Origin of the sequence: Pseudomonas sp. SC11 (assembly GCF_047039205.1) — a bacterium.
Taxonomy (GTDB): domain Bacteria; phylum Pseudomonadota; class Gammaproteobacteria; order Pseudomonadales; family Pseudomonadaceae; genus Aquipseudomonas; species Aquipseudomonas boreofloridensis.
Genome location: NZ_CP178183.1, coordinates 1,449,257 through 1,462,381, shown reverse-complemented (window position 1 = coordinate 1,462,381; position 13,125 = coordinate 1,449,257). Strand labels below are relative to the sequence as shown.

Here is a 13,125-nt window from a genome sequence, read left to right as displayed (position 1 = left end):
TAGCCAGTATTATTCCACAGGGAATTCTTTCCGCCTACCCCCGTCCAGCGATTTACTCCCCGCCAAGCTGTAACAAGCCGTCTAACGCGGCCAGCACCGTTTGCCGCCGCACCGCTTCGCGGTCGCCGTCGAACTGGCGGCGCTCGCTGACGACGCGAGCGCCATCGGCCCAAGCCAGCCATACGGTACCCACAGGCTTGAGCGGCGAGCCTCCGCCCGGCCCTGCAATACCACTGACGGCCACGGCGAAACGTGCACCGCTAGCGGCCTGCGCGCCACGGACCATGGCCTCGACCACTTCCTGGCTGACCGCACCGACCTGCTCGAACAGCGGCGGCGGCACGCCAAGCTGGCGCGTTTTCTGAGCATTGGAGTAGGTCACATATCCGGCTTCGAACCAGGCCGAACTGCCGGACACGCGGGTAATGGCCTCGGCGATGCCACCGCCGGTGCAGGATTCGGCGGTGCTCACCTGTGCCTGAAGACGGCTCAGGTGCTCGCCCAGGCGTGCAGAAAGAACGGTGATGGGGTCCATGACAGGCTCCTGGGTGACAGCGCACTACCCTACCACCCTCGCCCGCCCAGGCAAGTGTTCAAGGTGCCAGTGCGCGAATGTAGGCCTGACAGGCACGCAGGGCGATCAGTCCGCGGTCGCCGTCGTCGGTGATGGCGATAATTCGTCGAGCATGCGCCGGGTCAAGTCGGGCGCGTACGGCGCCATGATCCACGCCGCCGGCGCCGGTGGCGGCGGGCACTGGGGCGCAGGCGGTGTCGCGCTCGACCAGGACCGACAGGCGCAGATCGGCAGTAGCAAGGCGGTCACGCAGGCGAGCTTGATTGCGTTGGGCATCGGTCAATTCCTGGAAATGTCTGGATTCACTGTCGCTCAGGCGGGCCTCGAGCCCCAGTCGCTGTTCCTGCTCGCGACGCAGTTGGGCATGCAGCACCTCGGCCTGCTCGACCCGCTGCTGCGCCTGCAACTGCTCGGACTCGGCCAGCAATCGCTCGCAGCGCCAGCCCTGCACCTGCCAGGCCAAGGTGGCCGCCGTCAGCATCAGCACGGCGCACACGGCAACCTGCCAGCGGCTCAGCACAGCACCTCCCGGGCACGGGCCCAGAGCTTGAGGCGCTCGTCTAGGCCATTCAGGCCGCCGTTGATATGTCGGGTAATGCGGTTGAACTCACCCTGGTCAGCCAGGGCATTGAGCCCTCGCGACTGCCAGAACCACGCCGCTGATTCGCAGGCCCAGCGTGGTTGCTCGAGCAGTTGCGGCTGCGCCAGCAGGCGCTCGTCGCCGAACAGCGCACGACTGCAGGCCTGGTAGTTGTTGCGCCCGGTCACCTGGATCAGACCTCGGCCACGGTACAGCTGACCGTCGCCATCGGCCTGTGGCGTATTACCCAGGCGCAGCGCCAGCGCACCGGTGTCGTAACGCGCCAGATAGGCATCACTGCCCAACTCCCTGACGTAGCGCAGTTGCCCTGACTCATGGCCGATCTGAGCCAGGAAGGCGGCCATACGCTTGGGATGATCGATCTGCCAGTGCGCCATGGCGGCGTTGAGCGGATCGATGAACAGGCCGGCACGTTGGCCGGCCAGGGGAAAAATCTGAGTGAGTTGCGTTTCGGTGAGCATGCGCCACCTCCGTATCACGAAAAAAGCCCAGGCAATGCCTGGGCGGTTTCAGAGAGTGATTGAAGGCGTCGGGTCAGATGCCTAGCGAGGCCATTTCCAACGGCGAGCGATAGGTCGCCGCTGCCTGCGCGATGCAGGCGCGGGCCTGGAGGTTGGCCTGGCTCAGATCATCGATGAGATCGGCAATCCGTTGCGCTTCCTTGAGCATCCACATCCGTGAGTACACGGCGGCGGCGACGCCGCCGACAACGACGATCAAGTTGGAGAAGAGCTCGGCCAGCCGTTGCGAACAAAGGCTGATCTGCTCGACGGTGGTACGCACCACTTCCACCACCTCCTCGTTGTAGTCGAGGTTATTGGCCACGCTGGCCCCCCAAATGCTGGTGACCAGCGCCTTGCAGTCCTGAATTTCCTGTGCGGTGAGCGACATGATGACATTCTCCATTGCTATCAGTGGGATCGGCGGACATCTCCGCCAAGTGATCGCTCGAAGGCGAAGGCTCGAAGCACGAGGCTTTCACATGATTCAAGGTGCGGCAGCGACCGCATTTGATCTGGAGCTCGGAAGCGGGGGTGATGCGCGCCAGCAGCTTCTTGCACTGGCCGCAGCGAAAGTCGACGAACATCGGCAGCTCCTTTGCGGATGGATTGGACCGGTTCACGCCTTGAGCGAGCCGGTCTTGCGGGGTCGATGGCCTTTGCTTGCAGCCTTGCCGGTCTTGCCACCATTGCACTGCACGGTGGTGCGCCAGCCCGACGGGGTGAACACCTGCTCGACCGAATCGATCAGGTACTGGCCATCGAGGCCGTCGACGAAACCGCTGATATCGAGGCTGCGCTCGACGAACAGGTCGGTGCGCCCTGGCATGTCCAGACGCACATGGGCCGTGTCGCGGTTGAAGCTGGCCAAGTGCGCACGCGCGGCCTGCTCGGCAGCGGCGCGGTTGGGGTACAGATGACGGTCCATGTGCACCGGCCGGGCGCTGCCCGAAGTGTTGTCGTTAACCAACTCGACCACCTCGCGGGCGCCGCTGGCCGGACTCTGATGGCAGGTGCGCACCGCCTTGCGCGAGGCCTTGTCGTCCAGGCGAAACTGCCACTGGCTGACCTCGCTGCGCTTGAGCGTCACTACCCCCAACGCCTGGCCGCTGGCGCTCTGGCCGCCTTGGCGCGGCAGCACCAGCAACTGGCCGTTGGCAAGCTTGGCGGTGCTGTCATACAGGCGGGCCAGCCGGGTGATGAAGTTGAAGTCCGACTCGCGAAACTGGTCGACCCGCGGCACCACCCGCGTGACTGGGCAGATGGCCTGCCAGCCGTTGCGCGCACCGATCTCGGCCACGATGCGCTGCAACGAGACGTTCTCCCAACTGCCACTGCGAATGGTCCTGCCACTGCCGCACAGGTCGCTGGCCTTGCCGCGAATGACGAGGGTGTCCGGTGGACCGGACAGCTCCACCTCATCGACCGTGAAGCGGCCGAGCAAGGTTAGCGGCTGACCGGCATAACCCAGGTGCACCTCCAGCACCGCGCCACGTGACGGCAGGGCCAAGGCGCCGTCACGGGCGTCGATGCGCAATTCGAAGTCGTCGGAGTCCAGCCCCGGCTTGTCGGTGGTACGCAGCGACAGTAGACGGTCGTTGATCAGCGCGGTGATGTCCTGGCCGTCGGCGCGGATGCTGAAGACGGGTCTCATGATTCAGGTCTCCATTGCGAAAAAACAGGGGCACTCAGTCCCAAAGCTGCACGGCGCTGGCCATGGAGGTCGGTAGGTCCGGCAGCAGGATGACCACCTCGGCAGGCAGCGGTTGGGGGACGTCCGCCAGTCCTTGATTGGCCTGCAGCACGGCTTCCACCGTGCCCTGCAGATGGCCGTAATAGTGCTGGCAGAGGGTGTCGAGCAGATCGCCGTCAGACGTTTTGCAGATCTTCGCCATAGCGTGTGAACTCCAGTGAGAAACCCTGTTTGCGTGGAATGCCACCGGCCAGCAGGTTGCTCTGGTCTTCGTCGATGCTGGTCAGGCACCAGTTGCCGAGCACCTCGCCGTAACCGGTGGTCAGGCTCAACGGCAGCAACTGCCGACCGATGCTGCGCAGGGTCTGCAACTGGCCCAGGCCACCTTTGAAGGAGGGATAAATCGCCCCCCGAATGCTGATGGTTTCCTCGCCTTGGGCGACGGCCTGCTGGGCGCTGTCACGACTCAAACGCTCCTGCGCAGCCCAGCGGAAACGGGTCTGCCGGCGCAGTTGGTCGAACGCGGCGGTGTCGAGGTTGAAGTAGTAAGGCGCTGCATTGGGTTTGAGTGGCTGCAGCACCAATAGATGAGGAAAGGGTTTGACCGCTTCGGCGGCCGGGGTGGTAAGCGGCGCGAAACCGAACGCGGCCAGTACCCCGCGGCCGACGGCGCGAACGTCGCCGAACACTTTGCGGATCGCCGCCCCCGCCTTGCCCAAGTGCTCTGAGAAGGTATCGATGCGTGCCTGGACCTTGCGCACCTCATCGACCGTCTTGTCATAGCGGGCGATCACTTTGTTCACTCGCCCCTGCGCCGAGTCGAGGGCGCGCATCGTGCGCTGCAGGCGCTTGCCGATAGCCGGCCCAACCCAAGGCAAGGCTTCGAGTTCGCTTGCCGCCTGCTTGACGTGGTCCACCGCCTGATCCATCGGATCGAGCATGGCACCGGCACGCCGGCGACCCTCCTCGCCCGCCTTGACCAGGGCGTGCAGTGCACCTTGCAACTGCTCCAGGTAGGTCATGAATGTCGCTCCCGTTCAAAAGCCTCGCAGAGGATCCGCCAGGCGGGCCTCCTCGGCCCTTTGCCGTTTCTCCAGCACGCTGCGCACGGCCGCTTCCAGGTCCAACGTCAACTGGTCGTGGTCAAAGGCCGGGCCTTGCACCGTGATGGGGATGTGGGTGGTGAAATTGAGTGGCTGACTGACCACGGCCTGCGCAGTCGCATTGACGGCGACGGGCGGCGGCGACACGTCTTCGGGCAGCATGCTGCTCGTTGCGGGCACCGTGACCTGCGCCGCCGGTCGTTGCAGACTCACCGACAGCGGGAAGCGAATCGGTATTGGCGCGATGCCTGGCATGGTCGACATGCCGGGCATGGTCGGTGGCCATGTCGGGTTGCCCACTGCGCTGGAAGACGATTCGGCAGGTCGCTGATCGCGCGTGACATTCGGCGCCTGGCGGGGCGCATGGGAAGACGGCTTGTCGACGACACGTTCCAGCGAAACGACAGGTTTTACCTGGACCGGCGTTGGCTCTGGCGACCCGCCGGCTTTGTCCAATTCACCCCTTGCTGCCGCCTCCGAGGCCTGCGCCTCAATCTTCGGTAGCCCCACCGTAGAAGCCGGCCTTGACGGTTTCTGACGGGGTTGGACGGGCCGGGGCTTGGTGCCTGCCGCCGCGTGACCGGGAATCTGAATGTCGAGTGGTGGCAAGGGTGCGAGGCCCGATACGAGCGAAGGGCTGGGGATCCTGGGCGGCCAGAGCGGTTTGTCAGGCGTGACGATCGACTGGGCGCGCTGTTCGGTGGTGCTGGCCATCACGGGTTCAGGACCCTCGGTCACAAGCGCTGAGGCGTCCTGCGGTTGTAGCGAAATCGCTTGCGGCGGTGACGCGGCTGGCTCGTCAGCGCCTTTTGCAGCTTCTGCCTCGGATGAAAAGAACGTCGCGCCAATGTAGCCACCGATGGCCGAACCGAGTTGGTCGCCTAGGAAATTACCAATCATCACGCCCATCGGTGCGGCTTGAGGCAAGCCCATCGAGGTGAGCGCCGCCCCTGCTCCGGCGCCCAACAACACACCGCCCACTGCGCCACCATAACCGGCACCGCGCTCCTCGGCCGTTTTGGCAGTCGCGGCGGTGTACGCCCACTTGGCAGCCCCTTCAACGGCCAGCCAAGTCACAGGATTGTAAGCCAGCCCCTTGCTCAGTGCGGAAGTGAGTGAGGGCAGCGGCCCACGCCAGAGACGTTGCTTGGCCGACTCCCAGAGCGCTGCGCCGCTGGCGACAATGCCAGTCGTCGCGACCGCATCCTTGATGGTGTGCATCATCTTCGAATACGGATCGACCTGCGGCGGCGCCGCCACGGCTTGTGGCGAGGAATCGGTGTTGCTTGCTCCCACGGCGGGCGTAGCCATCAGTGCTTTGCCGATGACCGGCCCTGCTTTGTCGGCGGCCATGCTGAGACCGATACCGCCTACCTCCGACGCTACCTTGCCAGCAGTCCGGTTGAACAGGAACGCGCCTGCCGCCTTGCCTAGCAGCCCTGCCAAAGGCGCTCCGAACGCACTGATATAGCCGGCAACCTGTTGCTCGGGCGTCTTGGCATTCAAGGTAGTGAAAGTACCCTTCAACGCGATGTCCAGAGCCGTACCGGATCGTGCACCCCGGGCTTCCTCAAGCGCCCTGTGTACACGGGAGGGCTCGACTGCGGCAGTCCGGGGTGACTGCGCAACTGCGGCTGCGGATTTCACCGGACGCGGTGCGCTTCGTTTGGCCCACTTGATCCTCTTTCGCGCTCTGAACGGCCGGACTCTTGGCTTAGTTTTATCGGTGGTCTCGATTGACGGCGGAACGATGTCTCCTTCAGGCACCGTTGCCGTGAGAACGGAGTTGACGTGGGCAATCGAGGCAGGCGGCCGGCTGGGTGCGGCTCCTTGCACTCCGGGGACATTGGGTTGCCATTTGCCGACAGGGAGGGACGCAGCGGTATAGGGTGCACCGAGGTCGGCAAACGCCAGCCTGTAGCCCCCCTGCGCAGCGGTTGATGCGGGTCCAGACGCGTGGGTGTCCCCCATCGCGCTCCAAGAGGGATGCCACTGCCCCGCAACCGGGGATGCCTGCACAGGCGCATAATCGTAAGACGCCCAGTGATCAGCAAACCTGGCGCGGTAGGCCTCGAACGCATTCAGAGAGGCCGAACGGGATGCGTAGGCCTCCCCCAGAACAATCTCTGGTTGTTTCGCCATGCAGTATTCCTCTCAATCCGACAGCCACCAAGCCATGTCGCTGAACGACATGGCCATGATTTCGCTTGCGGAAAAGTTCAGCTCCTTGGCCAGCCGCCTGGCGGCGGCCTTCTGCCGGGCAGGGTCAAACCGCGTCGTCCTGCACCAGGCGAAAGTACCCGGCCTGCAAGCGGCCGTAGTCCTTCAGCGTGAGGCCTTCGAGGTCCTTGATACCGACTTCGGCCAACGACGCGAACAGGTTCAGTTCGCGCTGCTCGTCATCCTTGGCACCGCCAGCCTGGGCGTTGCGCATGTCACGCACCGTCGGGGCGCGCAGCGACAGGCTGTCGACCTGCACGCCGTTGGCTTCGCTGGGACGCGACAGGCGCACGGTGACGCGCTCGGCGGTCAGGTGCAGCCAGGTCGGCTGCGTAGTCTGCTCAGTCATGCGGCGCTCCTTACAGGCCCAGCGCAGCACGCTGCGCCGCCAGTTGATCGACGCCGTCGATGACCCGCTTCATGCCCAGGGCATCGATCTCGTAGACCAGGCGACCGTCGACCTCCAGCTTGTAGTAGGTCAGCGCGACGCTGTGCTTGATCTCGGCCTTGTCGCCGGACTTCCAGTCGCCCATGTCGATTTCCTTGAGCGAACCGCGCAGGGTGACGATGACCGGATTGATCTGGCCTTTCAGGCCCTTGAAGGCACCGCGGAACGTACCGTTGAAAGCGGTGCCGTCGGCCAGGCCGAAGAACTTCAGCGACTCGCGGCGCACGCCGGTGGTGGTGAAGGCCGCCTCTTGCTTTTCCATGCCCTGGTCCATGTGGACCGGCATGTCCATGCCACCGGGACGGTGCTCTTCCATCTTCAAGGTGAGCTTGGGCAGGGTCAGGCTGGGGACATCGCCCTGGAAGCTCACACCGTCGACGAACAGGTTCAGGTTGGCCAGGGTTTCGGGAATCATTGCCATGTAGATGCGCTCCTTAAGCGGCGGTATCGAGGACTTCGGTCAGCCACTGGTTGGTGACTTCGACGCGGAAATTGGGGTTTTCGGCAGGCGGGACGTCGGTGAAGCGGATGTTCCAGTACACCTTGCCCTGCTCCAGTTGGCCGGCGGTGTTCAGCTCCGGGTCGGCGAAGACCTCGAAGTTGATGATCGCGCCCTGGTTCTTCAGGTCGCGCATGAAGGCCTGCAGGCCCTCGGTGACGTCCTTGACGTAGGTGGCGGTGATGGAGCGGTCGACGGCCCATTTGTGGCCGTAGAGGATCGCGTCCATGACGATGTCCAGGGTGCGCACGCGGGTGACGAAGGCCCATTTCGGATCACTGGACAGGGTGCGGTTGCCCCACAGACGGAAGCCGTCGTCGCGGATGATGGTGGCGATGTTGGCGTTGTTCAGCAGATTGGCGCGGCAGCTGTCATCGCCATCGAGGAACTCCACCGGACGGGTGGTGCCGGTGATGCCCACCAGCTCCTTGTTCGACGGCGAGGCCCAGAAGCCGTACTCGCGGTCGGTCCAGGCGAACAGACCCGCGACCCAGGCCGAGCTCGGCGCATCGACCGTGGCCTCGGCGGCGGTGTCGAAGTAGCGCACGCCTGGATCGACCAGGAAGGCACGCTTGGCACCGAAGTTCTTGGCGTAGGCCACGGCCGCTTCATCGGTGGTCGCCGGACCGTCGATGATGGCAATGCCACGCAGCTTGTCGGCCAAGGCCACCAGCGCGGTACCGACCGCCTGGGTGGCGCTGTGCTTGGGGGCGACCAGCAAACGGGGCTGGGCGTTGAACCGGCTCTTGCCGTCGAGCAGGGCCTGCAGGCCAGTACGCTTGCCATCGGCCAGCACGCTGCCGATGACGGCGGCGGTCTGTTCGGCCGAGTCGTCGAGCTTGGCCACGCCACAGGCGACGATCACCGCCTTGGCGCGGCTGTAGATGGCGCGGCATGCCTTGGTGATCGCCGCATCGGCGCCGAAGGCGGCGACCGCTTCGCGTTCGCTGGTGATGAGCACCAGGTCGTTGGCCTTGGCCGAGACGCCGGCCCCTTCGGTGAAGGTGTCGACCAGGCCGATGATCGAGGACGACGGCAAGGCAATGTTGCGGGCGCCGGTGTCGACGTTGGTGACGGTGACGCCGTGGAAGAATCCACTCATGTAGGGTTACTCCGATTCAGATATGAAAAACCCCGCAGAATGCGGGGTCCAATGGGATGGCGCTTTGGCATAGCCGCAGGCCGTGTAATCAGCTGACTAAAGTGAGCGTTTGAAACCTCTTATCGGCGAGGCATTAGGACAGCTGCTCAATGCTCTTATCTGGAGTGAGCAGGCGTTCGAAAGAATCTAGAAGCGCTGTGATGCTCTGGATTTTATCGACGAACTCTTGGTAGCGGGCCTGTCTGACTTCGCCGTCCAAACTCAGTAGTTCTTGTTTGCGCAATCGAATACCAGCCAATGCTTCGAGTGCATCACGACGTTGTACAGCCTTATCTAGAATCAGATCTGCTGCCCCTTTTAGTTGAAGGCCAGTGACAGCAGCGTAATGGGTGATCCAGCCTCCTCCATCGCCCTCATATCCCGCTTCGCGATAAGCAGTAGCAGCCTTTTCACGGGCTGCATACTCGGGTTCGAAACGAACCCAAGCCGCGTAGGCGAAAGCCACATAGTCATCGATACGATGAAACAGTTCGTCAACGCTCGGCCAGGTAAGTGCAGACTCGACAAGCCGAGGAAGTGGTTGGGAAAAATCGATTACTTTTCCTTCGCTTTGCCCCTTCAATAATTGCCCGTGGAGCTCATCAGTAATCGCTTGAGCATCCGCAGGTAACGATAGCGACACTTCGTCGCTGTAAAACGCTTTGTTTTCGCTGCTTGCATAAATGGTCATTTCGGTTCCATGAAAGAAATCTCAAACTTCACGGGCGTGCTCAATAACCCAGCGCACGCCAGTGGATAGCACGAGCGTTATTCGAGTAGTTATCATTGAATACCTGGCCTTCAAAGCCTGTCAGACTGGGAAGGCTGTGGCTAACTTCTTGTCGTGACAGGCGATAAGAAGCGTCATAGTCGTAATCTTGAATTTCTATGCCTACGGTAACGACGAGACTCAAACAGGCAGTTGAGAAGGCAACCGGAAACACTGTATCGATGGCTAGACTAGAAGCGGCTAGGAGGGAACGACGCGTGCCCCACTGCTCAATCAGCCCATTCGGTAACCGGTAATAACCCGAAGCCCCCAAGTATTTGGCCCAAGGCTGCCGGAGATGGTCAACTCCAGTCCCCAGCATCAACCACCTTCCCACCTCAATGCATGTCAAGTCCACGTAGGTATCAGGTGGAAGCTGTCGCGCCAGTTTCGACGATGGGCTTGCTAGGCTTGCCTGTATTTCGTCGGAGCCTTGAGGTGAAATTGCCAACTGTTGAGAACCCCAGTTGTGAATTCTGATCGTAATGCCTGGGCGACTTGCGAACAGTGCGGAGTTGGGCACGACATAGCCCTGGGCCCCACCCCCCCAAAAATGCACGACCCCCCCCACATGAGCGACCGTACCTACAACTACATCGCTGCCGTTGTAAACCGACACACTATTGAATTGCTGGCCTCGCGCATTTACGAAGTCTGTGTTGGCCACGGCTGTATTGACGGTGAAACGCGGCTGCGTCGGAGCCGTGGGATTACCGGTGAACATCGGACTGGCCAGAGGCGCCTTGAGGGCAAGCGCGCTGTCCACCTGAGCAGTCGTGTAAACGTCGGTCAAACCATAGCCGTCAACAGTGGTTGGATTCGTCGCCGAGACTACGCGCCCGTACTTGTCGACCACTACACTGCGATAGGTACCAGCAGGCACACCGGTACGACCGAACGCCATCTCATAATCCTGCGCACTGACGCCGACCGTGATCGGCCCATCGCTGACCAACTGCCAGCCACTGTCGCCGTTAACCGTGCCGCGCTCGACCAGCACCAGCAGGCCGGGGGTGAGCTTGGCGTCGGTATCTGCATCGCGACTGCGGGTCCAACTGCCCGCCGCAACCAAGTAGAGACCATTGTCCTTGGCATTGGTCTGATTCTTCACCAGCACCCGCGCGCCCGCAGACAAGGCCACCCCATCCACGGACTGTATACCGCTCAAGGCGATGTTGGTGGTGGTTGCCACCAACACCGAATGCTTGAAATCCTGCTTGGCCAACTCCTCGCTGACCCACTCTCGGGTAGCCAGCACTACCGCTGGGTCGATCTTCAATTGCACATTGCTGGCGCTGCTGACCACCAGGTTCATGCGCACCACCTGGGTACGGCCAGAGCCTTGACTGAGCAGCGGTTTATAAGTGGGTGCGCAGTTGGCCACAGCGATCATGTCGCCATCGGCGTCGTACAGCGCAATTTCACGGATCCACTTACCGCCGACGTCTGCCGGAATGACCTGTTCGGCGACGATGATTGCGCTGTTCCTGTCGTCCACCTTGAGTTGGTTCAGCGGCGCACGGCGCCATTCATTGAGCAGACTGACCTGGGTGGCATTGGGCGTGGGGTCGGTGCCGTTGGCATCGCCCACGCCCATGTGAGTGATGGTCCATGGGATGCCCAAGGCATCCGCGTTGGCCTGCTTCGCCGCACCCACGTTGGTGAGGATGGCGTAGAACTGGGAATTCTGATCAACCATGTGCAATGTCCAAGGTATCGATTGTGTGTTCGCGGCCGCCGCGACCAATGACGCCGTTGACGGCGATGTCGCGGGCTGCCAATGGATAGATGTCGAGCTCGTCGCCATCCTGTAGCGCGCAGCCGAAGTACAGACCTCCCTTGCTTTCCAGGCTGATTACAAGCCCCGTCATGTGCCGACTGACCGGGCGCGCGTCGTCGATCAGCGCCGACAGCTCGTTGTAGGTCCGTTCGCTGATACCGGCGTCGGCAACGCCGACCTTCAGCGCGAAGGTGCCCGGCACGCCGGCAGGCTTGGCCTGCCACCATTCCTGCACCTCGATGAGGTAACCGAATGGCTCGACCACTCGCCTGAGGGCGCCGAGGGTTCCCTTGTGGGCGTGTACGAAGAAGGTGGAGCGGATCACCGAACGCTTGATCGCCTCGCTCCAACTGTCGTCCCAGCGGTCCACCGACCAGGCCCAGGCCAATTGGTAAAGCAGATGCGCCGGGCAAGTGTCGGGGTTGTACAACTGGCGCAGGGTGACTTTCAGGTCCTCGTCGCTCGCGCGTTCCAGAGCCCGCTCCAGCGGTGTGCGATTCAGGGGCAGGAGGCTGTTCATATCAGCCTCCGCGCTTGAGATCGAAACCGGTGCACCACGCTGCCTGAGCCTTGCTGGGGCGAATGTCGGTCCAGTCGATCAGCTCGACCCGGCTGACGCCGTCGATGTGCAATTGCGCATCGATGCCCGAGCGGGCTACCTCGACGCCCAGCCGACGGCGAGGGTTGACCCAGGCCTGCAAGCGGCGCTGGCACTCGCTGAGGATGGCCTCGTATTCCGGACCGCTGTCGGCCATGTGCAGCACCGCGTTGATCCGATACGGCAGCACCTGGGCGCTGCGCACATTGACCCGGTCAGCGACCGGGCGAATGTCGTCATCGTTGAGGTAGGCGCTGACTTCGTCGAGCAGTGCCTGGGAAGCCACGCCCTGGTCATCGATGCTCAACACCGTGACATCGACCACCGCCGGCGACGGACTTTCGGCGGTCGCGTCAGCGACCCGCCCCGAAGCGTTACGGGCGTGGAGGATGTAGCTGTTGCGCGGACCGGCGGTGGTGAGGCCTTCATAGACCAGTTGCACCCGCTCGCGCAGGGCGTCGTCGGACTCGAGAATGGCCTCGGTGGGTGGCAGACTGGTCGAGTCGGCGGGCTGGACCACCAGGCGCTGCAGGGCGACGTTGGCGGCCAGTTGATCGAGGTCGCTGCCTTGGGCGTACGCCAACAGCAAGGCCTTGGCGGCGTCGTTGACACGGGCGCGGTTGAGCAGTTTGCGGTAGGCCCCGACTTCGAGCAGCTTGGTCACCGGATCGCTCTCCAGTTGCGCGGTCCAGTCATCGGCCATGTGTGCACGGAAGGTGTCGAGGTCCGCCTGGTAGAGCGCCTCGAAGTCCAGGTCTTCGAGCAGTTGCGGCGCCGGCAATTTCGACAGGTCGACCTGACTCATACGCTCACCTCCACCAGGGCTTCATCGCCCAGGTAGCGGCCGCTCAGCGCTAGGCTGACCTGGCCATCGAGCACCGCCACGACCTTGACCCGCTCCAGCTTGAGGCGCGGCTCCCAGCGCCCCAAAGCGCGGGCGACCTCGGCCTGAACGGCACTTTTCCAACCTTCATTGACCGGCAAGTCGACATAGCGACGCAGCTGACTGCCGTATTCGGGGCGCATGCGCCGACTGCCCAGGGGCGTGGTGAGGATGTCCTCGATGGACTGGCGCAGATGGGCGATACCGGCCAGCGGCTGACCGGTGCGGCGGCCCAGGCCGATCATGGGGCGCCTCCCGGTAAAGCCTGGGCGCGTTGATAGGCATCCATGGCATTCTCCTGGCGTAGAAATGCCCG

Annotated in this window: 16 protein-coding genes and 1 pseudogene; all 17 read right to left on the bottom strand. The window is 63.1% G+C overall.

Annotated features, from left to right (window positions below):
• Positions 1-52 precede the first annotated feature (52 nt).
• Entirely contained in the window at positions 53-535 is a 483-nt protein-coding gene (locus tag ACK2SD_RS06710) for a CinA family protein (RefSeq protein ID WP_412461679.1), read from the bottom strand.
• A gap of 58 nt (positions 536-593) precedes the next feature.
• The gene (locus tag ACK2SD_RS06705; RefSeq protein WP_412462276.1) at positions 594-1,055 is read right to left on the bottom strand and encodes a lysis system i-spanin subunit Rz; all 462 of its coding nucleotides are present in this window, start codon (positions 1,053-1,055) and stop codon (positions 594-596) included.
• A gap of 32 nt (positions 1,056-1,087) precedes the next feature.
• Complete coding sequence (locus tag ACK2SD_RS06700; protein ID WP_412461678.1) at positions 1,088-1,636, bottom strand: glycoside hydrolase family 19 protein; 549 nt, start codon at positions 1,634-1,636, stop codon at positions 1,088-1,090.
• 73 nt (positions 1,637-1,709) lie between these two features.
• Positions 1,710-2,066: a hypothetical protein gene (locus ACK2SD_RS06695; protein ID WP_029613460.1), complete on the bottom strand. Its 357-nt coding sequence runs from the start codon at positions 2,064-2,066 to the stop codon at positions 1,710-1,712.
• Between the two features lie 31 nt (positions 2,067-2,097).
• Positions 2,098-2,262: pseudogene (locus ACK2SD_RS06690) on the bottom strand (Com family DNA-binding transcriptional regulator); the annotation flags it as partial.
• Positions 2,263-2,294: 32 nt separating this feature from the next.
• Positions 2,295-3,329: a phage late control D family protein gene (locus tag ACK2SD_RS06685; protein ID WP_412461677.1), complete on the bottom strand. Its 1,035-nt coding sequence runs from the start codon at positions 3,327-3,329 to the stop codon at positions 2,295-2,297.
• A gap of 34 nt (positions 3,330-3,363) precedes the next feature.
• Positions 3,364-3,570 carry a tail protein X gene (locus ACK2SD_RS06680; RefSeq protein ID WP_029613458.1) on the bottom strand — a complete coding sequence of 69 codons (207 nt, stop codon included), beginning with the start codon at positions 3,568-3,570 and terminating at the stop codon, positions 3,364-3,366.
• Complete coding sequence (locus tag ACK2SD_RS06675; protein WP_412461676.1) at positions 3,545-4,390, bottom strand: phage tail protein; 846 nt, start codon at positions 4,388-4,390, stop codon at positions 3,545-3,547. The genes ACK2SD_RS06680 and ACK2SD_RS06675 overlap by 26 nt, the downstream gene beginning before the upstream one ends.
• 15 nt (positions 4,391-4,405) lie before the next feature.
• A complete protein-coding gene (locus ACK2SD_RS06670) occupies positions 4,406-5,998 on the bottom strand; it encodes a hypothetical protein (protein ID WP_412461675.1) in 1,593 nt (530 codons plus the stop codon).
• A 739-nt stretch (positions 5,999-6,737) separates the two neighbouring features.
• The gene (locus tag ACK2SD_RS06665) at positions 6,738-7,040 is read right to left on the bottom strand and encodes a phage tail assembly protein (RefSeq protein ID WP_342650769.1); all 303 of its coding nucleotides are present in this window, start codon (positions 7,038-7,040) and stop codon (positions 6,738-6,740) included.
• 10 nt (positions 7,041-7,050) lie between these two features.
• A complete protein-coding gene (locus tag ACK2SD_RS06660) occupies positions 7,051-7,560 on the bottom strand; it encodes a phage major tail tube protein (RefSeq protein ID WP_029613455.1) in 510 nt (169 codons plus the stop codon).
• A gap of 13 nt (positions 7,561-7,573) precedes the next feature.
• Positions 7,574-8,740, bottom strand: coding sequence for a phage tail sheath family protein (locus tag ACK2SD_RS06655; RefSeq protein WP_039579537.1), 1,167 nt, complete (start codon positions 8,738-8,740; stop codon positions 7,574-7,576).
• 133 nt (positions 8,741-8,873) lie between these two features.
• Positions 8,874-9,470, bottom strand: a complete 597-nt coding sequence (locus ACK2SD_RS06650; RefSeq protein ID WP_412461674.1) for a hypothetical protein — start codon at positions 9,468-9,470, stop codon at positions 8,874-8,876.
• Between the two features lie 40 nt (positions 9,471-9,510).
• On the bottom strand, positions 9,511-11,247 hold the full coding sequence (locus tag ACK2SD_RS06645) for a phage tail protein (protein WP_412461673.1): 1,737 nt from the start codon (positions 11,245-11,247) through the stop codon (positions 9,511-9,513).
• On the bottom strand, positions 11,240-11,848 hold the full coding sequence (locus ACK2SD_RS06640) for a phage tail protein I (protein WP_342650764.1): 609 nt from the start codon (positions 11,846-11,848) through the stop codon (positions 11,240-11,242). The genes ACK2SD_RS06645 and ACK2SD_RS06640 overlap by 8 nt, the downstream gene beginning before the upstream one ends.
• A 1-nt stretch (position 11,849) precedes the next feature.
• The gene (locus tag ACK2SD_RS06635; protein ID WP_412461672.1) at positions 11,850-12,731 is read right to left on the bottom strand and encodes a baseplate J/gp47 family protein; all 882 of its coding nucleotides are present in this window, start codon (positions 12,729-12,731) and stop codon (positions 11,850-11,852) included.
• Positions 12,728-13,054 carry a GPW/gp25 family protein gene (locus ACK2SD_RS06630; RefSeq protein WP_412461671.1) on the bottom strand — a complete coding sequence of 109 codons (327 nt, stop codon included), beginning with the start codon at positions 13,052-13,054 and terminating at the stop codon, positions 12,728-12,730. The genes ACK2SD_RS06635 and ACK2SD_RS06630 overlap by 4 nt, the downstream gene beginning before the upstream one ends.
• Positions 13,055-13,125: the final 71 nt, after the last annotated feature.

Bases quoted from the DNA above. Each gene is read 5' to 3' on its own strand.
- ACK2SD_RS06710 (WP_412461679.1), bottom strand. From the start codon at position 535: ATGGACCCCATCACCGTTCTTTCTGCACGCCTGGGCGAGCACCTGAGC.
- ACK2SD_RS06705 (WP_412462276.1), bottom strand. From the start codon at position 1,055: ATGCTGACGGCGGCCACCTTGGCCTGGCAGGTGCAGGGCTGGCGCTGC.
- ACK2SD_RS06700 (WP_412461678.1), bottom strand. From the start codon at position 1,636: ATGCTCACCGAAACGCAACTCACTCAGATTTTTCCCCTGGCCGGCCAA.
- ACK2SD_RS06695 (WP_029613460.1), bottom strand. From the start codon at position 2,066: ATGTCGCTCACCGCACAGGAAATTCAGGACTGCAAGGCGCTGGTCACC.
- ACK2SD_RS06685 (WP_412461677.1), bottom strand. From the start codon at position 3,329: ATGAGACCCGTCTTCAGCATCCGCGCCGACGGCCAGGACATCACCGCG.
- ACK2SD_RS06680 (WP_029613458.1), bottom strand. From the start codon at position 3,570: ATGGCGAAGATCTGCAAAACGTCTGACGGCGATCTGCTCGACACCCTC.
- ACK2SD_RS06675 (WP_412461676.1), bottom strand. From the start codon at position 4,390: ATGACCTACCTGGAGCAGTTGCAAGGTGCACTGCACGCCCTGGTCAAG.
- ACK2SD_RS06665 (WP_342650769.1), bottom strand. From the start codon at position 7,040: ATGACTGAGCAGACTACGCAGCCGACCTGGCTGCACCTGACCGCCGAG.
- ACK2SD_RS06660 (WP_029613455.1), bottom strand. From the start codon at position 7,560: ATGGCAATGATTCCCGAAACCCTGGCCAACCTGAACCTGTTCGTCGAC.
- ACK2SD_RS06655 (WP_039579537.1), bottom strand. From the start codon at position 8,740: ATGAGTGGATTCTTCCACGGCGTCACCGTCACCAACGTCGACACCGGC.
- ACK2SD_RS06650 (WP_412461674.1), bottom strand. From the start codon at position 9,470: ATGACCATTTATGCAAGCAGCGAAAACAAAGCGTTTTACAGCGACGAA.
- ACK2SD_RS06645 (WP_412461673.1), bottom strand. From the start codon at position 11,247: ATGGTTGATCAGAATTCCCAGTTCTACGCCATCCTCACCAACGTGGGT.
- ACK2SD_RS06640 (WP_342650764.1), bottom strand. From the start codon at position 11,848: ATGAACAGCCTCCTGCCCCTGAATCGCACACCGCTGGAGCGGGCTCTG.
- ACK2SD_RS06635 (WP_412461672.1), bottom strand. From the start codon at position 12,731: ATGAGTCAGGTCGACCTGTCGAAATTGCCGGCGCCGCAACTGCTCGAA.
- ACK2SD_RS06630 (WP_412461671.1), bottom strand. From the start codon at position 13,054: ATGATCGGCCTGGGCCGCCGCACCGGTCAGCCGCTGGCCGGTATCGCC.